This window comes from Comamonas sp. AG1104 (assembly GCF_003350425.1).
Classification (GTDB): Bacteria; Pseudomonadota; Gammaproteobacteria; order Burkholderiales; family Burkholderiaceae_C; genus Comamonas; species Comamonas testosteroni.
Genome location: NZ_QQAS01000008.1, coordinates 41,993 through 64,129, shown reverse-complemented (window position 1 = coordinate 64,129; position 22,137 = coordinate 41,993). Strand labels below are relative to the sequence as shown.

At 62.9% G+C, this 22,137-nt stretch carries 27 protein-coding genes; 14 read left to right on the top strand and 13 right to left on the bottom strand.

Annotated elements, in window-relative coordinates:
* Nucleotides 1-13: 13 nt before the first annotated feature.
* Complete coding sequence (locus DFO48_RS20690; protein ID WP_114864623.1) at nt 14-721, bottom strand: YitT family protein; 708 nt, start codon at nt 719-721, stop codon at nt 14-16.
* A gap of 321 nt (nt 722-1,042) precedes the next feature.
* Nucleotides 1,043-1,549, bottom strand: coding sequence for an outer membrane protein assembly factor BamE (locus DFO48_RS20685; RefSeq protein ID WP_114864622.1), 507 nt, complete (start codon nt 1,547-1,549; stop codon nt 1,043-1,045).
* 106 nt (nt 1,550-1,655) lie between these two features.
* On the opposite strand from DFO48_RS20685, the gene DFO48_RS20680 reads away from it, so the two are divergent.
* From DFO48_RS20680 to DFO48_RS20660, 5 genes are all read left to right on the top strand, one after another.
* A complete protein-coding gene (locus tag DFO48_RS20680; RefSeq protein WP_114864621.1) occupies nt 1,656-2,117 on the top strand; it encodes a hypothetical protein in 462 nt (153 codons plus the stop codon).
* Between the two features lie 62 nt (nt 2,118-2,179).
* Nucleotides 2,180-2,386 carry a DUF3460 family protein gene (locus DFO48_RS20675; RefSeq protein WP_003051953.1) on the top strand — a complete coding sequence of 69 codons (207 nt, stop codon included), beginning with the start codon at nt 2,180-2,182 and terminating at the stop codon, nt 2,384-2,386.
* Between the two features lie 70 nt (nt 2,387-2,456).
* Nucleotides 2,457-3,314 (top strand): ScpA family protein, encoded by an 858-nt coding sequence (locus tag DFO48_RS20670; protein ID WP_114864620.1) that lies wholly within the window; start codon nt 2,457-2,459, stop codon nt 3,312-3,314.
* 136 nt (nt 3,315-3,450) lie between these two features.
* The gene (queE, locus tag DFO48_RS20665; protein ID WP_114864619.1) at nt 3,451-4,089 is read left to right on the top strand and encodes a 7-carboxy-7-deazaguanine synthase; all 639 of its coding nucleotides are present in this window, start codon (nt 3,451-3,453) and stop codon (nt 4,087-4,089) included.
* 142 nt (nt 4,090-4,231) lie between these two features.
* Nucleotides 4,232-4,597, top strand: a complete 366-nt coding sequence (locus DFO48_RS20660; RefSeq protein WP_003072694.1) for a 6-carboxytetrahydropterin synthase — start codon at nt 4,232-4,234, stop codon at nt 4,595-4,597.
* 149 nt (nt 4,598-4,746) lie between these two features.
* Here DFO48_RS20660 and DFO48_RS20655 read toward each other — a convergent pair whose 3' ends face one another.
* Nucleotides 4,747-5,775 (bottom strand): porin, encoded by a 1,029-nt coding sequence (locus DFO48_RS20655; RefSeq protein WP_034355713.1) that lies wholly within the window; start codon nt 5,773-5,775, stop codon nt 4,747-4,749.
* A 347-nt stretch (nt 5,776-6,122) separates the two neighbouring features.
* On the opposite strand from DFO48_RS20655, the gene panD reads away from it, so the two are divergent.
* From panD to DFO48_RS20640, 3 genes are all read left to right on the top strand, one after another.
* A complete protein-coding gene (gene panD, locus DFO48_RS20650; protein WP_003065787.1) occupies nt 6,123-6,503 on the top strand; it encodes an aspartate 1-decarboxylase in 381 nt (126 codons plus the stop codon).
* A 38-nt stretch (nt 6,504-6,541) separates the two neighbouring features.
* A complete protein-coding gene (locus DFO48_RS20645) occupies nt 6,542-6,907 on the top strand; it encodes a 5-carboxymethyl-2-hydroxymuconate Delta-isomerase (protein ID WP_114864618.1) in 366 nt (121 codons plus the stop codon).
* A 125-nt stretch (nt 6,908-7,032) separates the two neighbouring features.
* Complete coding sequence (locus DFO48_RS20640) at nt 7,033-7,716, top strand: tRNA-uridine aminocarboxypropyltransferase (protein WP_114864617.1); 684 nt, start codon at nt 7,033-7,035, stop codon at nt 7,714-7,716.
* A gap of 27 nt (nt 7,717-7,743) precedes the next feature.
* Here the strand turns inward: DFO48_RS20640 and yiaA are convergent, their stop codons facing one another.
* The 6 genes from yiaA to DFO48_RS20610 form a co-directional block, all read right to left on the bottom strand.
* Nucleotides 7,744-8,262: an inner membrane protein YiaA gene (gene yiaA / locus DFO48_RS20635; RefSeq protein ID WP_003072686.1), complete on the bottom strand. Its 519-nt coding sequence runs from the start codon at nt 8,260-8,262 to the stop codon at nt 7,744-7,746.
* A 197-nt stretch (nt 8,263-8,459) separates the two neighbouring features.
* Nucleotides 8,460-9,032, bottom strand: a complete 573-nt coding sequence (locus DFO48_RS20630; protein ID WP_003065778.1) for a DUF4274 domain-containing protein — start codon at nt 9,030-9,032, stop codon at nt 8,460-8,462.
* A gap of 49 nt (nt 9,033-9,081) precedes the next feature.
* A complete protein-coding gene (locus tag DFO48_RS20625) occupies nt 9,082-9,714 on the bottom strand; it encodes an aminotransferase class IV (RefSeq protein WP_003072683.1) in 633 nt (210 codons plus the stop codon).
* Between the two features lie 2 nt (nt 9,715-9,716).
* A complete protein-coding gene (gene pabB / locus DFO48_RS20620) occupies nt 9,717-10,895 on the bottom strand; it encodes an aminodeoxychorismate synthase component I (RefSeq protein WP_114864616.1) in 1,179 nt (392 codons plus the stop codon).
* Nucleotides 10,896-11,057: 162 nt separating this feature from the next.
* The gene (locus DFO48_RS20615; protein ID WP_003072678.1) at nt 11,058-11,357 is read right to left on the bottom strand and encodes a DUF4148 domain-containing protein; all 300 of its coding nucleotides are present in this window, start codon (nt 11,355-11,357) and stop codon (nt 11,058-11,060) included.
* 131 nt (nt 11,358-11,488) lie between these two features.
* Nucleotides 11,489-12,223 carry a Crp/Fnr family transcriptional regulator gene (locus DFO48_RS20610; protein WP_114864678.1) on the bottom strand — a complete coding sequence of 245 codons (735 nt, stop codon included), beginning with the start codon at nt 12,221-12,223 and terminating at the stop codon, nt 11,489-11,491.
* 203 nt (nt 12,224-12,426) lie between these two features.
* Here DFO48_RS20610 and panB point away from each other — a divergent pair, with 203 nt between their 5' ends.
* Both panB and panC read left to right on the top strand, forming a co-directional pair.
* A complete protein-coding gene (panB, locus tag DFO48_RS20605; protein ID WP_003072672.1) occupies nt 12,427-13,296 on the top strand; it encodes a 3-methyl-2-oxobutanoate hydroxymethyltransferase in 870 nt (289 codons plus the stop codon).
* Nucleotides 13,297-13,423: 127 nt separating this feature from the next.
* A complete protein-coding gene (gene panC / locus DFO48_RS20600; protein ID WP_114864615.1) occupies nt 13,424-14,263 on the top strand; it encodes a pantoate--beta-alanine ligase in 840 nt (279 codons plus the stop codon).
* 187 nt (nt 14,264-14,450) lie between these two features.
* Here panC and DFO48_RS20595 read toward each other — a convergent pair whose 3' ends face one another.
* Entirely contained in the window at nt 14,451-14,852 is a 402-nt protein-coding gene (locus DFO48_RS20595) for a hypothetical protein (protein ID WP_114864614.1), read from the bottom strand.
* 100 nt (nt 14,853-14,952) lie between these two features.
* On the opposite strand from DFO48_RS20595, the gene DFO48_RS20590 reads away from it, so the two are divergent.
* Nucleotides 14,953-15,402: a MaoC family dehydratase gene (locus DFO48_RS20590; RefSeq protein WP_003072667.1), complete on the top strand. Its 450-nt coding sequence runs from the start codon at nt 14,953-14,955 to the stop codon at nt 15,400-15,402.
* A gap of 91 nt (nt 15,403-15,493) precedes the next feature.
* Entirely contained in the window at nt 15,494-16,975 is a 1,482-nt protein-coding gene (locus tag DFO48_RS20585; RefSeq protein ID WP_114864613.1) for a SulP family inorganic anion transporter, read from the top strand.
* A 20-nt stretch (nt 16,976-16,995) separates the two neighbouring features.
* Here DFO48_RS20585 and DFO48_RS20580 read toward each other — a convergent pair whose 3' ends face one another.
* Together DFO48_RS20580 and DFO48_RS20575 are read right to left on the bottom strand one after the other, a co-directional pair.
* Nucleotides 16,996-17,367 (bottom strand): polyhydroxyalkanoate granule-associated phasin, encoded by a 372-nt coding sequence (locus DFO48_RS20580; protein WP_003072662.1) that lies wholly within the window; start codon nt 17,365-17,367, stop codon nt 16,996-16,998.
* Between the two features lie 87 nt (nt 17,368-17,454).
* The gene (locus DFO48_RS20575; RefSeq protein ID WP_003072660.1) at nt 17,455-18,381 is read right to left on the bottom strand and encodes a LysR family transcriptional regulator; all 927 of its coding nucleotides are present in this window, start codon (nt 18,379-18,381) and stop codon (nt 17,455-17,457) included.
* Nucleotides 18,382-18,486: 105 nt separating this feature from the next.
* On the opposite strand from DFO48_RS20575, the gene lysA reads away from it, so the two are divergent.
* Nucleotides 18,487-19,734 (top strand): diaminopimelate decarboxylase, encoded by a 1,248-nt coding sequence (lysA, locus tag DFO48_RS20570; protein ID WP_114864677.1) that lies wholly within the window; start codon nt 18,487-18,489, stop codon nt 19,732-19,734.
* 297 nt (nt 19,735-20,031) lie between these two features.
* Nucleotides 20,032-20,922, top strand: coding sequence for a DMT family transporter (locus DFO48_RS20565; protein ID WP_114864612.1), 891 nt, complete (start codon nt 20,032-20,034; stop codon nt 20,920-20,922).
* 136 nt (nt 20,923-21,058) lie between these two features.
* On the opposite strand, the gene DFO48_RS20560 is transcribed toward DFO48_RS20565, so the two are convergent.
* A complete protein-coding gene (locus tag DFO48_RS20560) occupies nt 21,059-22,069 on the bottom strand; it encodes an NAD(P)H-dependent glycerol-3-phosphate dehydrogenase (protein WP_003072656.1) in 1,011 nt (336 codons plus the stop codon).
* Nucleotides 22,070-22,137: the final 68 nt, after the last annotated feature.

The window sequence follows — 22,137 nt, the reverse complement described above, 5'->3', positions numbered from 1 at the left end:
GGGGCCAAGCACTTCAATTGCCTTGGTAGCGGCCGGGGCGATGGCTGATCCACAGAAACATGCTCATGATCACCGCCGCAAGCACCGAATACGTCACACGCTCCAGCGGCACGATGGCCAGCGCCAGCAGCACAACAGTGCAGTCGATCATCATCTGTACCTTGCCGGCGCGAATGCCGTAGCGGTCCTGCAGATAGAGCGAGACGATGGTGGCCCCGCCCAGGCTGGAGTGGTGGCGTGCCAGGAACAGGCAACCCGACCCCATGAGCAAGCCTCCAGCCACTGCCGCATAGAGCGGATTCAGGTAGTCGATATGGATGAAGCGCGGACCCACATCGGCCATCAGCGCCAGCATGGCAACCGAGACAAAGGTCTTGATCGTGAACTCCGCGCCCATGCGCTTCCAGGCAAACCAGTAGAACGGCAGATTGATGACGAAGAAAATGGCACCGAAAGGCAGTCCCGTCACATAGTGGAGCAAAAAAGCCACGCCCGCCGTGCTGCCCGTGAGCAGTCCCGCCTGCGCAAACAGCATCATGGTGATGGAGACAAACAGCGAGCCCGTGAACAGGGCCTGCGCGTCCTCGAAGCGGCCATGGCGCAGGCCCGAAGTGGCCGGTGCCGCAGCAGCGGGGGCATCCATGCGGCCGGCCAGCGCAGAGCCGGCCGAAGAAGATAGCGGTGTGGACATGTCGGGTAAGACAGCAAGATTGATGCCCATGATCTCGATAAAGACCGGGGCGAGCCGGTGCGGATAACACCGGGAAACCCCTTAATTTTACGGATGGACTCATGCTGTATGCACATGATTTGCTGCAATGCAACAAATCTCGAAGGGGAATTTCAGAGGCAACTCCGTCGTATATTTCAAGCTTTTCGGCTTCCATCACTTACAGGACAAGCACTAAAAGCTATCAATTCGGAAGCACCTCAACTCCCTCGCCACCACAGCATTCAGGCCCTCTCCAGGCCAGAGGCAAAAAAGCCCTGTCTGCACCATCGCAAACAGGGCTTTGAACAGATCCGGTGGCTTTGCAGGCGATCAGCCGCGCGACTCGTCGGGCAGGCGTTCGCGGTTGAGCGTACGGAGCACCCGGCCATCGGAGCCAAAGGTCACCGTGAACTGCATCTCGCGCGTGGGCGGATCGATGTAGTTCCAGTCCCAGTCGGTTTCCTGCTTGAGCTTGTAAGTCATCATCTTGGCGGGCTTGCCCAGCATGCGGCGCACCTCGTTTTCCTCCATGCCGGGCACGATCCTGGCAAACACATGCGGAGCCAGCACCTGGCGCAGCGCGCTCATCTTGCCGTCCGCGCCGATGGTGATCATGTAGTTCCTGGCGCCGGCCGGCTGACGGTTGTACTCGAAGGTGCGCGAGCCGTCTTCCTCGTTCCAGATACGCTCGGGCTCGCCAAACTTCGCGCGCACATCGGCCTCGGTGGACAGGCCTTCCTCCAGCTCCTTGATCTTCTGCTCGTCGCAACCCAGCAGCGCCAGGGTACTGATAGCCGCCGCCGCCAGGGCCGCCGTCACACGGGAAAAAATATTCATGGGCTTGAATCACAATGCTTGCCAGACAGAATGCGAATTCTGACAGCAAGCCACCCGCGCACGCGCGCCACTTTTGCAAACGCTTGTCAAAACGGAGTCATCCCCAGTGAGCACAACCCTAGAACAACTGTTTTCCCAATTCAGCAGCGCCGCACAGGCGGCCCGGGATCAGCAGGACAAATGGCTGATCATCGATCCCGTCTACGAACACCTGGAGACACTGCAGGACGCCGCACTGGAGCAGGTTCTGCCACATATCCTGACGCTGATCGAAACCTATCCCGACCTCGACTACGGCGGCCCCGGACCGTTTGGCAGCCTGATCGAGGAGCACCCCATGGCCGCTTACACCCCGGCCTTGCTGGCGTCGCTGGAGCGCCAACCCAGCGTGCAGGTGATAGGCTGGCTGGACCGCACCATGCGCGTGGATGAAGACTTTCAGCGCGGCGACCCGAACCCGGTCGGAGCCCCCGAATTTGCTGCCGTGCTGCGCAAGATCGTCGATTCGCCATTGGCCTCGGACGACTGCAAGGAGTTCGCGCAGATCTGTCTCAAGGATCTGAAATAGCCCGCAGCGGGCCTGGCGCCCGCGACGGGCTAAAATCCGCTGTTCTGAGAGGTTTTACACATATGTCTTTCTTCCGTCGCCCCGACTACCGTTCCGACACCACCAACTTCATCAACGACCTGAAGCAGCAAAAGCCCGAGCTGGACAAGCAACAGCAAGCCGGTCGCGCCCTGCTGTGGGACAAGGACGTGAACTATGAAGTCTGGGAAGATCTGCGCGCCGGTCGCGTGGAACAACAGCCCTACGTGTACCAGACCAACCACTCCTGATCTTTTCGATGAAATCAGCCTCAAGCGCTTACTCATCAAGCGCGCTCAGCTCTGCAATCCATAGCAGACCATGAGCGAGGCTGAAGAACAGACCCTGTTGCCGGGCCAGAACCCGGACGCCCCTGACCCGTCGCCTTCGGTCGTCGATCAGGTGGCTCTGGCACGCCTGTACGGCGAGCCGCTGTTTGCGCTGCCCCAGGATCTCTATATCCCGCCCGACGCGCTGGAAGTCTTTCTCGAAGCCTTTGAAGGCCCGCTGGACTTGCTGCTCTATCTGATCCGCAAGCAGAACTTCAACATCCTCGACATCCCCATGCTGGACGTGACACGCCAGTACATGACCTATGTGGACGAGGTGCGCAGCCGCAATCTGGAGCTGGCCGCCGAATACCTGCTGATGGCGGCCATGCTCATCGAGATCAAGTCGCGCATGCTGCTGCCGCCCAAGAAGCAGGAGGACGGCGAGGAAGCCGAGGATCCGCGCGCCGAGCTGGTGCGCCGCCTGCTCGAATACGAGCAGATGAAGCTGGCCGCCCAGCAGCTGGGGCAGCTGCCCACCTATGGACGCGACTTTCTCAAGGCCACGGTCCATATCGAGCAAAGCCTGCAACCGCGCTTTCCGGATGTGGAAATCGGCGAGCTGCAAGCGGCCTGGCGCGACATCCTCAAGCGCGCCAAGCTGGTGCAAAGCCACAAGATCACGCGCGAGGAGCTGTCGGTGCGCGAGTACATGAGCCAGATCCTCAAGCAGCTGCAGGGCCAGCGTTTCGTGGAGTTCGAGCGCATCTTCAATCCGGAAAAAGGCTCGACCGTGCTGGTGGTGACCTTTATCGCCATGCTGGAGCTGGCCAAGGAAACGCTGATCGAAATCACCCAGGCCGAAGCCTACGCGCCCATTTATGTGCGTCTGGCCTATACCCCGGTGTGAGGCCGGAAGCCGCCTGCAAGGCAAGCGCCTTGTAACCCTTTGGCCCACCAGAAGTTCAGCAAGGGCTTACATTCACATCCTGGGCTGCTGCGCAGCCGCCCCTTGTTCCACCGCGCCTTGACGCGACACATTCGACATGACATACAGCGTCAAAGAAATTTTCTACACCTTGCAAGGCGAAGGCGGCCAGGCCGGCATGCCCGCCGTGTTCTGCCGCTTTGCGGGCTGCAATCTGTGGACGGGCCGCGAGCAGGACAGGCCCAATGCCATCTGCCAGTTCTGCGACACCGATTTTGTCGGCACCGACGGCACGCTGGGCGGCAAGTTCGCCACGGCCGATGCGCTGGCCGAGCGCATTCTGAGCCAGTGGCCTGCCGACGACAGCCAGCACCGCATGGTGGTGTTGACGGGCGGCGAGCCCTTGCTGCAGGTCGATCAGGCTCTGATCGCCGCCCTGCATGCGCGCGGTTTTCGTATCTCGGTGGAAAGCAACGGCACGGTGGCCGCACCCGAAGGCATTGACTGGCTGTGCATCAGCCCCAAGGCCGGCGCCGACTGGATTCAACGCAGCGGCCAGGAGCTCAAGCTGGTCTGGCCTCAGCTCACGTTCGATCTGGAAGCCATTGAAGCCAGCACCGATTTCCAGCACTATTTTCTGCAGCCCATGGACAACGCCCAGCAGAGCAGCAATATTGGCGCCTGTATTGAGCAATGCATGCAGCGCCCCGGCTGGCGCCTGAGCCTGCAAACCCACAAGCTCACTGGAATTCGATGAAACACCCCCTGAGTCGCTTCGCGCCTTCCCCCTCTCTCGCTACGCGGGAGGGAGACGACAGCCTCGCTGCGGGGCGGCCCTTGCTTGCTGTCACTAGCGTTGGTGCGCGCCGGTTGCATGCGCAAAGCCAGAAATAACGTTTATGCAGTTCACCGTTCACCAGCGTTTTTTCTTCGATGCCGCCCATACCCTGGAGCGCGCTATCGAAACCGAGAGCAGCCGCCGTATTCACGGCCATACTTACTGGGCCGAGGTCAGCGTGAGCGGCCCGCGCAATCCGGACAATGGCATGGTCATCGACCTTGGCCACCTGCGCGCGCGCCTGGAGCTGCTGCGCGATCAGCTAGACCATCACTTTCTCGATGAAGTGCCGGGCCTGGGCAAGCCCACGCTGGAAAACCTCTGTCTATTCATCGCCAATGCCCTGGCCGACCTTGAGCCTGCGCCCAGCCGCATCCGCGTCTGGCGCGACAGCATTGGCGACGGCTGCGTGCTCGATCTGTCCTGAAGACAGCCGCCGCACAAACCCAAAAAAAGGCCCCGCTATTGCGGGGCCAGCTTGCTGAGAGTCAGACGGCTTCCCCACCAGGAGGCCTAACTCGGCAAGATCATCAGGCATAAGAGCGCAGCCACCGCAGCTCTCTGATGCCCGTGCTCTTAGAAATTGTGGCGCAGGCCGATTTCGTAACCCGTCAGGCTCTTGCCCACAGCGGGTGTAGGGCTCAGCGACGAACCCAGCTTGCGAGAAGCCTTGTCGTCGTTGCTCATGCGTGCCACGGCCGCATAGATTTCGGTGCGCTTGGACAGCTTGTAGCCATAGCCCAGGGCCAGACGCTGGGAGTCCGCATCGCTTTGCTTCTTGTCCTTGTACCAGGTATAGGCAGCACGCAGTTCGCCGGCACCCAGAGGCATCTTCACGCCCAGGCTGTACAGATCGACGCGCTTGCCGTTGCCGCGGTCGGATGCGATCAACAGCATGGGAGTGACAACGCCGAAGTTGTAGGAAGCGCCCAGATTCATGGTCTTGTAGTCCACGCCAGCGGCAGCTGTGCCGCCGCGGGCGATGCCGTAGGCTGCGGCAACGTTCAGGGGACCGTTGGCATAGCCCAGACGCAGGCCGGTGGAGCTGGCCAGGCTGTGGTCGTCTGCTTGCTCGCCAAAGCTGTGAGTCAGCTGACCATAGACGCCGCCCAGCTTGGGCAGCAGATAGCTGATGGCGTTGGAATTGCGCTTGGGGTTGGAGCCTTCTGAGGTACCTGCAGCCGAGCCGCTGATCAGGTTATGGCCGTTGATGGCGCCCATGCCGGTGTCACCAAAGGCATGGAAAGTCTCCAGGTTCTGGTAGGCGGGGGTCTTGTCGCGGCCCAGGCGCACTTCACCGAAGTTGCCCAGCAGGCTGACGGTGGAGCGGCGATCGAACTTGAAGCCGGAAGCCGTGCCGTCATCCACGCTCAGGCTGCCCTCCAGCCAGAAATCGGCCTTCAGGCCGCCGCCCAGATCTTCCACGCCGCGAAAGCCCAGACGGCTGCTGGAGTTGCCGCCGTTGGCCAGGCCGGAAACGCTTTTGCCGGTCGTGGAGATGTGGGCCACCGACACGTCGGCCACGCCAAAGACGGTCACGCTGGATTGAGCCAGAGCACCGGCGGAGACAGTCAGGGCGGCAAGGGCGAGAAGAGTTCGTTTCATGCTGTTCACTTGTTTGTAGAAATGAGAAAGCCCATGCAGTACGGAGATGGCCTGCCTTGGACGGGCCCCGTCTGGGACTGAAGTCATTAAACAAAGTGAAAATGAAACATTGGTTACAACCCTTAAATTCGCAACAAAACAACTATCACAACGACAATCGTCACATCGTCCTACAACGGCGGCTGGCAGAACTCTCGACATCGAGAATGCGCAGGCGCCGCATTTCCCTGTCAATGCCCTCAATGAACTACATGGGTTTTACCGATCGCATTTAGACTTGCGTGATTTTTCGCAAGCACAGGCCTGCCCCATTCCAGCAACGCGCAAAGCGCCCCAGAGAGACAACCATGTTCCGCACCCTGCTCAAATCCAAGATCCACCGCGTCAAGACCACGCAATGCGAGCTGCACTACGAAGGCTCCTGTGCTATTGACGAGGATCTGCTGGATGCCGCCAACATTGCTGAGAACGAACAAGTCCACATCTGGAATATCGACAATGGCGAGCGCTTTGTGACCTACGCCATCAAGGGCGAACGCGGCTCGGGCATGATTTCCGTCAACGGCTCGGCCGCTCGCCGGGCCAGCGTGGGCGACCTGCTCATCATTGCCGCCTTCGCCCAGGTTCATGAAAGCGATGTGGCCGAGCACCAGCCGCAGCTGGTCTTTGTGGACGACAGCAACAAACAGGTCGAGCTGCGCCACAAAGTGCCCACCCAGATGCTGTAAAAACGGCTTTTGCCTCCAACACCGAGCGAGAGAACTCCATGCCTCATCTGCATATTGAATACACCGACAACCTGACCGGCCTGAACGAGCGCGCACTGATGCGCGACATCAACGCCGTGGTCTGCGCCCACCCCACCGTTCTCGATGAAGCCGATGTCAAGGCCCGCATTGCCCGCCTGAACATGGACCATGTCTATATCGGCACCCAGCCCGAAAAGCGCGGCTTCGTCCATGTGCACCTGCAGCTGATGGCAGGCCGCAGCACCGAAGCCAAGAAGCAGATGTCGGACGGCATTGCCGAAGTCCTGCGCCGCCTCGCGCCCCAGCCTGCCGATGTGATGGTGCAGCTGAGCGTGGACGTATCCGATATGGACAAGGCCACCTACTTCAAGGGTCGCCTGTAAGCCCTCGGCCACACAAGCCAGAGCGCCCGCAGCCATGCTTGCGGGCGTTTTTGTTTCAGGGACCTTGGTTTGAGATAAAAATCGCTTCAACCCCTTATCCCAAAAGAGCAAGAAGCTCCTGAATCATGAGCAAACCAGAGCCTCGCCCCCGCTGCCCCAGCTGTCACCGGGCGCTGCGCACCTGCGTCTGCGCACTGGCCCGTCCGGTCGCACATCAGGTCGAAGTGCTGATCCTCATGCATCCCATGGAAGTGCATGAAGCCAAGGGCACCGGGCATCTGCTGCATCTGTGCCTGCCTCGCAGCCGGGTCATGGTGGGCGAGGAATTCGATGCTGCCGAGCTGGAAGCGGCTCTGCATGGCAGATGGACCAGCTGGGCCGATACCGATGGTGCGCCACGCCACAGCCTGCTGCTCTACCCCGATACCGCAGAGCAGGATGCCGCCCTGGGGCTGGCTGCGGCCAGCCCCCTGCCTTTGCCCTGGCCGCAGCCGCCAGAGCGCCTTCGACTGGTGGTCATCGACGGCACCTGGCGTAAAAGCCGCAAGATGCTCTATCTCAATCCCGCACTGCAGGCCCTGCCGCGCCTGCCCCTGCTCGATGTGGAGGACTCCGGCTACGCCATCCGCAAGGCCCATCTGCCCGGGCAGCTCTCCAGCTTCGAGGCTGCCGCCCAGGCCCTGGCACAGCTGCACAACTGGAGCGCGGGTGGGGACGCCAATGCAACACTGCATGAAGTCTTCAGGCAATTTGTGGCGCAGCAACTGCAACTGTGCCAACGCAATCAGGCGTCCCAAAGGAGCGCCTGATGTTCAGCCGTCAAACGGCTTTCCGGCTCAGCGGTTATTGGCCACCTGCTCGGGCACATCGGCAGGCTTGGCGGGATCGGTCACCACCAGAGCAGGGCCGCTGCGCTCACTCTTGCCGCGCTTGCGCTCTGCTGCTCCATCGTCGGCGCTCAGGCTGTCGCGGGTGTTTTTCTGCACGGCAATCGCACCGAACAGGGCCAGTGCAAAAGCCATGGCATAGAAACCTTTTTCGCTGAGCTGCAACGTGGCGTTGAAGAGACCTGCGCCCAGAAGCAGCACCGCAATGATCAGCGCCACCCAGCTGATGCCGTAGTAAATGCCGGTCACGGCAACGCCTTCGAGCTTGTCTCGCACGGTTTTTTGCAGCGAGATGGCTGAGTACAGGCCCAGCACCAGCACGGCAAAGTAAAAGCCTTTTTCGTTGAGCTGCATGGCAGCATTCCACAACCCGACCAGGAAGGCGGCGATGCCCAGCAGCAAGGCGGCCCAGGATGCGCCGACAAAGGCGGAGGAAGGCTTGTGGCTGGTGATGGCTTGAGAGTTCATGAGCGGGTCTCAGAAGTTGTGGTGAGCGAATAGTAGAAAATCCGTTCGCTCAAGCCAAGAGTTTCTTCACCCAGTACCGCCAGAAGATACCCAAAGAGCTGTTTTTCCTCACTAGGCGCTGGGCTTGGGTTGCAAGCATGCTTACATATGCCCTGAGCTACAACCGTTGCCAGGCCATCGCGCGCAGGCTTTGGGCCTCAGTCCTCATCCTCGACTTCGTCCCCATCCATGGCCGCATTGAGCTCTTCCTGGACATGGGGCGGCATGCCGTCTTCCCAGCCATGCTCATCGACATAGGCATAGATATCGGGTTGCTCGCCGGGCACGGCCTGCAGCATGATGGCCGGAATCTGCCATTTGGCTTCATCGCCCTTGACGGCTTCGCTGGTCCAGTCATAGCCAGGATGCTTTTCATTGCCCGTGGGCGAGGCCAGATCGTTGGCCGGATCCCAGCCAATGGTGGCGGGTGCAAGGTTGCCTTGTTCAAAGCGCTGGCTCAGCGCCTGCACGCGGGCCCAGCCTGAGCGGTTGATGCTGGGTACCTTGTCCTGCGAAGCATAGTGCTGGAAGTAGCCCGGCTGCTGATACCAGTACAAGGCCTTGGCAACGGCCGGCTCCAGCTTGGGATGCTTGCTGATCCAGTCGGGTAGCGCGCTGCCGTTGTCGTAGTTCATCGTGGTGACCACGGCCAGCCACTGAAGGGGCGTGGCAGTAGCCAGGAATTCCTTCATCAGATCCAGATACAGAGCATCAAAGTCATCGTCATCCATGGCTCAGACTCCTCCAGGTTGCTTACACCCGCACGATATCAAACCAGGCCTATGCGATCAAACGAGCATCCAGCCAGCCACGCAGGCTATTGATAAAGGCCCAGCCGCTGGCATGGCTTGCCTCTTGCAGCGTCACCACCTGCTCTGTCAGCCGGCCCTGGGACAGGGCCAGTGCCCGCCCCACACCTGGCAGCAGCCCGCATTGCAGCGGCGGGGTGACCCAGCGCCCATCGAGCTGCACGGCAATATTGCCGCGCGTGCCTTCGGTGATCTGACCGTCCTCATTGAAAAGCACGATATCGAAAATGCCGGCACCCTGGGGCTTGAAAGCGTCGTAATGCTGACGTACCGAGGTTTTGAAACGCACCACATCGCTATGCGCCACCGCGTTTGCAATGGGTTGATGCGCCAGCTGCAGCGCGACGGGCTGGACCGAGGGCGGCAAGGGCTCGGCCGTGATCTGCACCTCACCGGTGACCGAAAGCGCCAGCCGCACGCGCCAGTCGCCCATGGAATGCGTCTGCCTGGCCATGCGCTCCATATCGGACTCCAGCTGCATCTGCATCAGCGGATAGCGGAAATGCTGCGCCGTGATCTGCAAACGGGCCCAGTGCAAAGCCCAGTTCTGCCAACGGCCATCCTTGAGTGCCAGGGTTTCGAGGATTTCAAGATTCGTATTCATGCTCAAACGCCTTGCTCAAGCACCTTCAGAAAAGTCTGCTTGTGTTGCCATTCCATCCATTCGTCGGCCGCATTGGCGCTGGCCGTGATGCCGCTGCCTATGCCGCAGCTCAGGCGCCCGTTCCTGAGCACCACTGTGCGAATGGGAACATTGAATGTTGCGTGAATACGCCCCGACTCAGCCCCGGGTCGCACCACGCCCAGAGCGCCGCAGTAGACGCCTCGGGGCTCGGGCTCCAGCTCGCGAATCAGGCGCATGGCCTGGCGCTTGGGCGCCCCGGTAATCGAGCCGCAAGGAAACAGCGCCCCGAATACATCCACCAGCCGCACATCCGAGCGTGTGCGTGCCACCACATCCGAAGTCATCTGCCAGACGGCAGGCAGCGCCTGAACCTGAAACAGCTGCGGCACTTTCACGCTGTGCGGCACGGCTATGCGTGACAGATCATTGCGCAGCAAATCCACGATCATCACGTTCTCGGCCCGCTCCTTGGCCGATTCGCGCATGGTTTGAGCAGCACGTGCATCGGCTTCAGGGGTCTTGCCGCGCGCCGCCGTGCCCTTCATCGGGCGAGTCAGAATCCGCTCGCCGTCCCAGTCGAAAAACAGCTCCGGAGACAGCGACAGCACCTGCATGCCGCCGCAATCGACCAATGCTGCATAGCCTCCTGGCTGGGCCTGCTGCAGCCTTGCGAACAGCGCCTGGGCCAATGCGGAAGCATCCGGCTCTTGCGTCGGCGCAAGCTCGGCAGACAGAGGGGCTGTGTAATTGATCTGATAGCAGTCGCCCGCCGCAATCGCCGCATGGATACGCGCCACATGGGCATCGAACTGCGCGCGGCTGAGCGCCGTTTGCCAATGCACCGCTGCGGCCTGCACCGGCCGGGTCTGCATAGGGCCTGCCAGCGGCGCGCGGTACAGGCCGAACCAGGCCAGCGGCTGGCCTGCTGCCGCTGCATGCACGGCCTGGGCATAGGCCCGGTCGAAGGCTGCGGCCGCCTCGTAGGCCAGCCAGCCCACGCACCACAGCCCCTGTTCGGCCGCCTGCTGCACGGCCTCCAGCACGGCCGGTACATCCTCGGGAGCATGGGCTTGCAATATGCGCTCGGGCTCGCCAAAGCCATGCCGCAGACGGGCAGCACCCGCCTGCCAGGGAGCGGTGAAATCAAGAACGGTTTTCAAGTCAGATCACCTGCAAGCGCACTATCGATATGCGCCGAATGCTATCAAACTTGCTATATCCATCAGCCTGGCATTGCCGGCATAAAAAAACGCGCTGAAGGAATCCCTCAGCGCGCATCCACCAATGGGCCACCTCTGTCGGGTGGCTAAGAGAGAACTCTGTTACTTGCCGCCCAGTTGCGACTGGTACTTGGCTACGGCAGCCGTGTAGGCGGGGCTGGCCAGCAGACGCTGATATTCGGCATAGGCCTTGCGGTACTCGCTGCTGAATTCTGTTTCGACATAAGCCGCTGGCGTGGGCATATAGCCAAGGCCGGCGCGCTGGTACATCTCAAGGTCGGCCATCACTTCGGCACGACTTTTGCTGGAGGTTACGGAAGTTTGGGGGAGGTCTTGAGCCATGGCAACCGCAGCGCTGGCGGTCAGCACGGCTGCGGTCAACAAACGGGTGAGGGAGCGCATTTTCAATCCTTTCAACGGCGCAGCAGCGGGAAGAAGACCTGCCGCGTGCTGCACGTCTGAACTATGCGCCCGGCCCCCACGCGCCGTCTGTGCGTTTTCTCACGCAAAAACTCATTCCACATTATAAAAAATCAATGCGCTTCTTCGAGCAGTAGCCGCAGGCCGTCGACACGGCAAAGACGCAGATTGCGCCCTTCCCGTCTGAGCAGACCCAGACGCGTGAGTCGCGACATCTCGCGTGCGACCTCTTCGCGGCTGGTGCCCAGCATCAGGGCCAGATCGTTCTGACGCGGAGCAGGCGACAGCAGCGCCTCGTCGTTCTCGACGCCCGCCATCTCGGCGCGCTCCAGCAACTGGGCATGCAGACGGCCCCGCACTGTGAGGGTTCCCAGACTGACCACACGCCGCGCCAGCACCCCTGCCAGTTCGCTGAGCCGCTGAACCACCGCCCGCATGACCAGAACATCACTCATGATCAGCGCCTCTAGCTCCGCATTCGATAGCGATGCAACCAGGCTCTCATGCGTGGCCTGCACCTGCACGGAGACATGGCGAACCGGCGGCTGCGGCGCGAACGCGCCAAAAAAGAAACCGGGCTCCAGATAACCCAGAATCATGGACCGCCCGCTGGCGCTGTAGCTGCCGACACTGAGCCGGCCGTTGATCAGCATGTACATGCGTTGATCGGTATAGGCCCCGTGCAGCACCTGTCCCGACTCCAGCCGGTGCCAAAGGCATTGCCCCGCCAGCACGGACAGCCTCTCGTCGGAAAGCGACTCCAGCCAGCTCACGCTGCGCAGCCCCTGCCAGGCCACGGCTGAAACTGGGGAAGAAACCGACGACAGCTGAGGCTCGACCATGGACATGAACAACCTTGTGCAAAAAGAAATGGAAGGCCGCAGAACGCAGGGCCATGCAATGCATGACCACACAGCATAGTAAGGTGGCCGACAGCAGCCATACCTTTTTCAACGTGGCGCTGCAGCGCAGCATCGCATAGACTCGCGGGCAAATTTGCCTGCAGGCTTTTCTGCGGGGTCCAGCCATAGACAAGACCAGGAGACATCCCATGACCGCCAGCGGCACGCCTTACGGCACCATTCCCCCCTCTTCGCCCCAGCCCCAGCGCCGACCCGTCAGCCTGCCGCGTCTGGCTCAGATGCGCGCGGCCGGTGAAAAAATCACCATGCTCACGGCCTATGACGCCACGTTTGCCGCCGTGGCCGATGCGGCCGGTGTGGAGTGCATTCTGGTCGGCGACTCGCTGGGCATGGTCTGCCAGGGCCTGCACAGCACCGTGGGGGTGACGCTTCAGGATATGGCCTATCACACGGCCAGCGTCACGCGGGGCCTGCACCGCGCCCAGGCCACGGCCTGGGTGATTGCCGACATGCCCTACGGCAGCTATGCCGAAAGTCCCGAGCAGGCCATGCGCAGTGCCTGCGAGCTGATGCAGGCCGGTGCCCATATGGTCAAGCTCGAAGGCGGCGGCTGGACCGCTCCCACCGTGCGCTTTCTCGTCGATCGCGGCGTGCCCGTCTGTGCCCACCTGGGACTGACGCCGCAGACCGTGCATGCCCTGGGCGGCTATCGCGTCCAGGGCAAGGACGAGCAGGCAGCGGCCACGCTGCGCCAGCATGCGCTGGAGCTGCAGGATGCCGGAGCCGCCATGCTGGTGCTGGAGATGGTGCCCGCCGCCTTGTCCGCACAGCTGACAGAGGAGCTGCCGCTGTGCCACACCATCGGCATTGGCGCGGGCAGTGGCACGGCCGGCCAGGTTCTGGTGCTGCACGACATGCTGGGCGTGAACCTGGGCAAGATGGCCAAGTTCGTGCACAACTTCATGGCCGATGCGGGCAGTGTCAAGGGTGCCATGGAAGCCTATGTGCAAGCCGTCAAGAATGGCAGCTTCCCCGACAATGCGCTGCATGCCTGGTGAACCTGGGCCTTTGTTTTTGTCACGACTTACGCAAAACGGGCTCGGGCCGGGCGACTGCCTCAGAAGGCAGGCCGTTGTTGCATTCTTGTTTGCGTAAGTCCTATTTGTTTTCCCCACTGTTTGAGTCATGCAAATCGTTCACACCATCGCCGACCTGCGCGCCGCCCTGACTGGTCGCGGCCGCCCTGCTTTTGTACCCACCATGGGCAATCTGCACGAAGGCCATCTCAGCCTGGTGCGCCAGGCCCGCCAGCATGGCGACGTGACCGTGGCCAGCATCTTCGTGAACCGCCTGCAGTTTCTGCCTCACGAAGACTTCGACAGCTACCCGCGCACCTTCGATGCCGACTGCGCCAAGCTGCAAGCCGAGGGCTGCGACATCGTCTTCGCCCCCAGGGAGAAAGACCTCTACCCCGAGCCGCAGACCTTCAAGGTCCAGCCCGATGCGCAGCTGGCAGATATTCTGGAGGGGCACTTCCGCCCCGGCTTCTTCACCGGCGTCTGCACCGTGGTCATGAAGTTGTTCCAGGCCGTGTTCGCCACCACGGGCGGCGGCACGGCCGTTTTCGGGCAGAAGGACTACCAGCAGCTGATGGTGATCCGCCGCATGGTGCAGCAGTTCGCCCTGCCCATAGAGATCATCGGCTGCGCCACTGCGCGCGCCGACAGCGGCCTGGCACTGAGCTCGCGCAACGGCTACCTCAGCGATGAGCAGCGTGTGCAGGCCATGGCGCTGTCGCAGGCGCTCAAGGCCCTGGCCGATGCCGCGCGCCTGGGCGGCAATCTGGCCGATCTCGAAGCGCAGGCCATGGCCGCGCTGCGTGCCAAGGGCTGGGAGCCCGACTATCTGAGCGTGCGCCAGCGCAGCGATCTGCAAGCGCCTGCCGATGCGCGCAGCGGCGATCTGGTGGCCCTGGGCGCGGCACGCCTGGGCAGCACCCGGCTCATAGACAACCTGGAGTTCTAGGCCCTCTTAGGCCTCTCTTAGGCCTCTCTTAGGCCTCTCTGAGGTGCTTGGCGGCGGGGGCACTCGGGCAGCGGGCGGCACACCCGCTGCGGCGCGGCCAGCCCAGGATCAGGCCTCTGACTCTTGGTTCTGATTCAAACCGCTCACATATCAAGCATCAAGAGCAATGCAGAGGCGAGGAGCACTCTCAGCACTGGTAGGAGTCCGTCGATGACCGACCGGGCAGAGCCTGCAGCGCAAGCCCCTGTCCCTTGAGCCGGCAAAACAGGCCGTCGCCCATTTCGAGCTCCAGCACAAAACCGGCATCGCTGTCAAAAGGCAGGGGCAGGCTGCGCAGGCGCTGACCAGCAATATGCAGCTGCGCTTGCCGGACACGGCCCGCTGCGGCCAGAATTCGCGTCAAATCCGCGTCCGACTCTTTGTCGGTCTGCGCAGTTTGCTTGCATATCAATAGCACAGGCTGCCACAGCCCCTCCCCGGCCCCGGCTCTGTCGCCGTCATACAGACGGGCGGCGGAAAAGCGGATCTGCAGCACGCCGCTCTGCAGGCTGATTGCGGCGATCTCGGAATCTTCAAACTCGAAATTCATGCGTCCAAGCATAGCGCTATGGCACCTTGGCAACAGCGGCCAGGGCCGCCGCCGCGCATACTGTCGGCCACCCCATACACCGGCATGAAAGAGGACGCCAATGAGCGAGAAACTGTATCTGGATGACCTGTACGTAGGCCAGAAGTTCGTCAGCGAGGGCTACCCGCTGGATGAGGCACAAATCATTGCCTATGCCAGGCAGTTCGATCCCCAGGTCTTTCACCTCGACCCCGAAGCTGCCAAGCACACCTTCTTCCAGGGCCTGGCCGCCAGCGGCTGGCATACGGCCTCCATCAGCATGCTGCTGGTGACGCAAAGCATTCCCCTGGCCGACGGCGTGATCGGCGGCGGCATGGAGGAGCTGGCCTGGCCCCAGCCCACGCGCCCCGGCGACGTGCTGCAGGTGGAGTCCGAAATCGTGGAGATCATTCCCTCCCAGTCCAAACCCAACCGGGCCCTGGTGCGCGTGCTCTCCCACACCAAAAACCAGCGCGGCGAGGTGCTGCAGCGCTTCAGGCCCAAGATGGTGTGCTTCAAGCGCCCAGGCTGACCCTCACGCAGCAAAAGTGCTGGGCACTGCTTAACATCGCCCACCGGCGCTGTCTGCCCTGCATAGGCAGCGCCTCACTTGCTGCTGCGATATGAACCCCAATTTTTCCCTGAGCCGATGGCGTGCCGAATGGGCGCCCAGCGTACCGCGCGAGCTGCTGGCCGGCGCCGTCGCCACGTTTGCGCTGATTCCCGAGGTCATTGCCTTTTCCTTTGTCGCGGGCGTGGACCCGGCCGTGGGGCTGTATGCCTCCTTCATCATCAGCATCGTGATTGCCGTGTTCGGCGCGCGCCCGGCCATGGTCTCGGCAGCGGCCGGCTCGGTGGCCCTGGTGGCGGCTCCGCTGGTCGCCTCGCATGGTCTGCAATATCTGCTGGCAGCAGGCCTGCTGGCCGGCGTCATGCAGATCGCTTTCGGCCTGTGCAAGATGGGCTCTCTGGTGCGCTTTGTCTCCAGTTCGGTGCGCACGGGCTTCGTCAATGCGCTGGCCATTCTGATCTTTTCAGCCCAGCTGCCGCATCTGCATGGCGCCAACACCGCCACCTGGGCCATGCTGGCCCTGGGCCTGGCCCTGATCTACGGCCTGCCCTGGCTGGGACAGATACTGCAGCTCAAGGCGCTGGGCGCCATTCCGTCGCCACTGATCTGCGTGCTGGTGCTGACCCTGATGGGCAGCTTCATGGGTCTACCGCTCAAGACCGTGGCCGATCTGGGCCATCTGCCGGACAGCCTGCCGCTGCTGGCCCTGCCTGAAATCCCAGCGAGTCTGGAGACGCTGCGCATCATCGCCCTGCCGGCCCTGGCCATTGCCATGGTGGGCCTGCTGGAGTCGGTGCTCACGGCAGCCGTGGTGGACGACCTCACGGGCACGCCCAGCAACAAGAGCCGCGAATGCACGGGCCTGGGCATGGCCAATGTCTCGGCCAGCCTGTTCGGCGGCATCGCGGGCTGCGGCATGATCGGCCAGGCCGTGGGCAATGTGAAATACGGTGGCCGCGGTCGTCTGTCCACCCTGTTTGCCGGGGTGTTTCTGCTGATTCTGATGGTCGCTCTCAAGCCTTGGGTGTCCCGGGTGCCGGTGATTGCTCTGGTGGCCATCATGGTCATGGTGTCGGTCTCGACCTTCGACTGGAAGTCGCTGGGCAATCTGGTGCGCCACCCGCGTCTGTCCAGCTCGGTGATGCTGGTGACGGTGATCATCACCATCGCCACCCACAATCTGGCCGCCGGCGTGGTGGCCGGCGTGCTGCTCTCGGGCGTGTTCTTCACCTTCAAGGTGGCCAATATGCTGCAGGTCCGGGGCAGCCTGGACGAGGCCGGCGATCTCTATACCTGGACGGTGAGCGGCCAGGTGTTTTTTGCCTCGGCCGATGCGCTGATCGAAGCCTTCGACGTGCGTGCCGCGGCCGGCAGGCGGGCCCGCATCGATGTCAGTGGCGCGCATTTCTGGGACATCACCGCCGTGGGCGCGCTGGACAAGGTGATGGAGCGCCTGCGCCAGCATGGCTGCCGCGTGGAACTCAAGGGGCTGGATGACGCCAGTCAACGGCTCATAGAACGCATCAGGGTCTAGGTTTGGCGGTCGGTGGCCGCTTATTTCAGGCTGGTCTGCGACAGGCGCTTGGCATTGGCCACGGCCTTGCGGCGAATCGGCGCCAGGCTTCTGGCCGCCACCTTGTCGGCCGCCACGGGCAGCTTCTGGCCCATGGTCCAGGGGTTGCGCATCCAGGCCAGACACAGTTGCTGCTGCACCTTGAACATTTCGGCCCCCATGGTCAGCCAGGCCTGGCTGAAGGCAACCTGCTTTTCCACCACCATGCGCGTGAACTCCTTCTGATCGCGCGCAGAGAGCACCGGACCGCTGAGCGCCATGCGCGTGAGCCGGTGGTTGATAACCTGAGGCACGGCCATGCTGATGTCCAGCAGCTCGCTGGCGGTGCGGTGAGGGATGGCGGATTCAGGCATGTGTAACTCCTAGCATTCAGGCGCTTTATTGTGCACTGCAACATAGAAGTTTGCGCAAGCTCACCTGCGAAGGCCCTATCGCCGAATTCATGGCCTGTGTCCAAGCAGGCTGAGGGCCTCCTGCTCCAGTGCCGCCGTCAGCCAGGGCAGGCCCGCATCGGCGGGTCGGTGCAGCGGCAGCAGCATATGCACCTGAAACGCGATCGAGAACGCCAGCGGCCGCACCACCAGTTGCGGGCCGGCGCAGGCCCGCGCTGTCAGCGGGTTGACGATGGCCAGACCCAGGCCATGCTGGACCATGGAGCAGACGGCCACGGCGCTGGCGGTCTCCAGGCTCAGCCGGCGCTGCACGCCGGCGCGGGCAAACACCGCATCGATCTGGGCCCGGTAGGGATCGTCCCTCGCCAGGCTGATGAAGGATTCGCCTTCAAAGTCCCTCTCGCCCAGCAGCGCCTTCTGCGCCAGCGGGTGGTTGGCTGGCAGCACGGCCACTTCGTCCATGGCCGGCAAGGGCTGGCTGCGCGTGCCCGGCGGTGCATCGGCCAGCTCGGACAGGCCCAGATCGAAGCGCTGGGCCGCCATCCACTCCTGCAGCAGCGGCGCCTCCTGGGTGCTCACGCTCACGGCCACTGCGCCGTGACTGGCATGCAGACGCGCCAGCGCGCCCGGCAGCAAGGCGTGGCTGAGTGCCGGCAGGCACAGCACGCTGATGCTCGCCCCTTGCGGACGCCCCAGCTCCACGGCACGGTCGATCACGCGCTCCAGGCCCTGCCAGCTGCGCCGCACCTCGTCCCAGAGCAGCAAGGCCCGCGCATTGGCACGCAGCCGGCCCTGCACACGCTCGAACAGCGCATAGCCAAGCAGTTGCTCCATGCGCGCCAGCTCGCGGCTCACTGTGGGCTGGGAGGTATAGAGCAACTGCGCCGCGCCGGTGACGCTGCCGGCCGTCATGACGGCACGGAACACCTCGATATGGCGATGGGTGATGCGCTGAGAAGCTTCTGAATCGGTCATGCGCAAAGCATATCAATATTGAATGATCTTCAAAAATCAAGCTATTGGACTGAATAGATAGCCGCATGCATGATGCGCAGAACTATTCCCTTTCAAGAGACCGCCATGGCAAACCCCTTCTCTCCCGCACAGCTCTGGAACCTGGCAGACCAGTACGGCACGCCGCTGTGGGTGTATGACGCCGCCACCATTCGCGAGCGCATTGCCCAGCTCAAGGCTTTCGACACCGTGCGCTTTGCCCAGAAGGCCTGCTCCAACATCCACATCCTCAAGCTCATGCGCGAGCAGGGCGTGAAGGTGGATGCGGTCTCGCGCGGCGAAGTCCTGCGTGCGCTGGCAGCGGGCTTCAAGCCCGGCTTTGGCGAGCCTGCCGACATCGTCTTCACGGCCGACGTGATGGATGAGGCGACGCTGGCCACCGTGGTGGAGCACAAGGTTCCCGTGAATGCGGGCTCCATCGACATGCTGCACCAGCTGGCTGCCGTCTCCAAGGGCCACCATGTCTGGCTGCGCATCAACCCCGGCTTCGGCCACGGCCACAGCAACAAGACCAACACCGGCGGCGAGCACAGCAAGCACGGCATCTGGCACAGCGAACTCGAAGCCGCACTGGACGCCATCAAGGCCGGCGGCCTGGTGCTGGCCGGCCTGCATATGCATATCGGCTCGGGCGTGGACTACGGCCATCTGCAGGAAGTCTGCGGCGCCATGGTCAAGCTGGTCGAGCGCACCAAGGCAGCGGGCGTGGACCTGCATGCGATTTCCGCCGGCGGTGGCCTGTCCATCCCCTATCGTGCTGGCGATGCCACCATCGACACCAACCACTACCACGGCCTGTGGGATGCGGCGCGCAAGCAGGCAGAAGGCATCGTAGGCCACAGTCTGGGACTGGAGCTCGAGCCCGGCCGCTTCCTGGTGGCCGAATCCGGCGTGCTGCTGGGCACCGTGCGCGCCACGAAGAATGCGGGCAGCAACCACTTCGTGCTGGTCGATACCGGCTTCAACGAGCTGATGCGCCCCAGCATGTACGGCAGCTACCACGGCATGGAAGTGCTGCGCCGCGACGGCCAGAGCCTGCCCGCGCAGGACAGCGTGGTGGCCGGCCCGCTGTGCGAATCGGGCGATGTCTTCACCCAGGGCGACGGCGGCGTGGTGCTGCCCCGCTCGCTGGCCGGCGCCAGCGTGGGCGACCTGCTGGTGATTCACGACACGGGCGCCTATGGCAGCTCCATGTCCAGCAACTACAACACCCGCCCGCTGGCCGCCGAAGTGCTGGTCGATGGCGCGCAGAGCCAGCTGATTCGCCGTCGCCAGACGGTGGAAGAACTGCTGGCTCTGGAGATTGGCTTGTAACTCCCCCTGAGCCGCTTGCCTGGGCGGCCCCGCGCCTTCCCCTGGCCGGGCGCCCCTCTCTTTACGCGCTGCGCGCTAAGGGAGGGGGACGACAGCATCGCTGGGGCAGCCCTAGCTGCGGGGCGGCGCGGCCGGCTAGGCCCTTGCTTGCTGCCCCTTATCCTTAAGTCGCGCCCTGCTCTCAAGCTGCTCTTTACTTTTAATAGCAGCTAGCGTTTATTCATCAGGGGCTTCAGGCCAAAAATGGTCTGAAATCTGCTTTCTCCAGGCACCGCCCAGTGCCCGGCAAGTTCTTCCATGTCACAGCACTCCGCCCCTTCAGTTCATCGCCATACGCTGACGGGCATCGGCTTCACGGTGCTGGCCTGCGCCTGTTTTTCGATACTCGATACGGGCTCCAAATATGCGGGCGCCCTGCTGCCGCTGCTGATGGCTCTGTGGCTGCGCTATGCGCTGCAGTCGGCGCTGACCGTGGGCTTTGGCGTGGCTCGCCATGGACTGGACATCTTTCGCACCCGGCGCCCGGGTTTTCAGTTTCTGCGCGCCATTCTGTTTTGCCTGAGCAATGCGCTGGCCATGCTCAGCCTGCGCTATCTGCCGCTGGCGGAGTTCACGGCCATCGTGGCGCTGACGCCGCTGGCCCTGACCTTGCTGGCCGCGCTCTGGCTGGGGCAGCAGGTCAGCCCCTTGCGCTGGGTGCTGGTGGCGCTGGGCTTTGCGGGCACGCTGGTCATCCTGCGGCCGGGCGGCGGCCAGTTCAGCGGCTGGGCCCTGGTCTGGCCTGCGCTGCAGCTGCTGGCCAACACCGCCTATCAGATTCTGAGCAGCCGCATGGCGGGCAAGGAGCGCCCACTGACCACACAGATCTACACCAGCCTGCTGGCCCTGAGCCTGACCTGCATGGCCCTGCCCTGGGTCTGGCAGTTGCCGGACAGCGCCGCGCTCTGGCTGGCCGCGATTGCCATGGGCGCAGGCAGCGCCGTCGGACATCTGATGCTGCTCAAGGCCTATGAAAAAGCCGAGCCTGCGACCATCACGCCGTTTCTCTACAGCCAGATTCCCTGCGCGCTGCTGGCCGGCTGGCTGGTCTATGGCCATATCCCCGACCAATGGGCCGTGCTGGGCATGCTCGTCATTGCGCTGTGCGGGGCGGCGAGTGCCTGGCTCAGCATCAGAGAGACGAAGTAGCGGGCCTGAATCCAACGACCGGCGTCATAGAAAACAATAGCTACTACCGCTTATATCCATTGACTTTCAGATATAAAAATATCTGAAATCTATGAATATCAAGCGCTTACAGCTATCGTTTTATTGCCTTATTACCTTATTCGCCGCGCGGATCACGCACCATCAGGTGCTGCACGGCTTCGGTGACCGGCAACTGGCCGTCCAGCAGGGCCACCACGGTTTCGGTGATGGGCATTTCCACGCCGACCTGACGTGCCCGGGCGAGCACGGTGCGGGCGCTGTACACGCCCTCGGCCACATGGCCCAGCGATGTCACGGCCTGCTCCAGGCTCTTGCCTTCGGCCAGCAACAGACCCACCTTGCGGTTGCGCGAGAGATCGCCGGTCGCAGTCAGCACCAGATCGCCAAGGCCGGACAGGCCCATGAAGGTCTCGGCGCGCGCGCCCAGCGCCACTCCCAGACGCGTCATCTCGGCCAGGCCGCGCGTGACCAGGGCTGCGCGCGCGTTCAGCCCCAGCTGCAGACCATCGCAAAGACCCGTGGCAATGGCCAGCACATTCTTGACGGCTCCGCCCACTTCCACGCCCACGATGTCGTTATTGGCATAGACGCGCATGGCCTCGCCGTGAAAGGCCGACACCAGCAGCTCGCTCACGCCCTCATGGGCGCTGGCTGCCACCAAAGCCGTAGGCTGCTGGCGTGCCACCTCGGCCGCAAAGCTGGGGCCGCTGAGGGCACCGCTTTGCAGCTGCGGAGCCACCTGCTGGCAGACTTCATGCGCCATCAGCCCATAGCTGCCGGCTGGAGCATCCGCTGCCACGGCCTCGAAGCCCTTGCACAGCCAGACCACGGGCCGGCGGCAATCCTTGAGCTGGCCCAGCCACTGGCGCAGCGCCGCCATGGGCGTGCCCAGCACGATCAGATCGGCATCCGCCACATGGTCCATCACATCGCCACCGACCACCGTGAGCGCATCCGGAAAGCGGATGCCGGGCAGATAGCGGCTGTTGGCACGCTCGGCCTGCATGAGCTGCGCCTGCGCCGGATCCCGCGCCCAGAGGCTGACGCGATCCTGGTCCTTATGGGTGGCCGCGCTGATGGCCATGGCCGTACCCCAGGCGCCAGCGCCGATGACAAGAATTTTCATACCTGAATTTTGATAGCAGTTTGCGCACAACCCACAAGACAAAGAGGCCTCTAGGGCCTCTTTTTGCC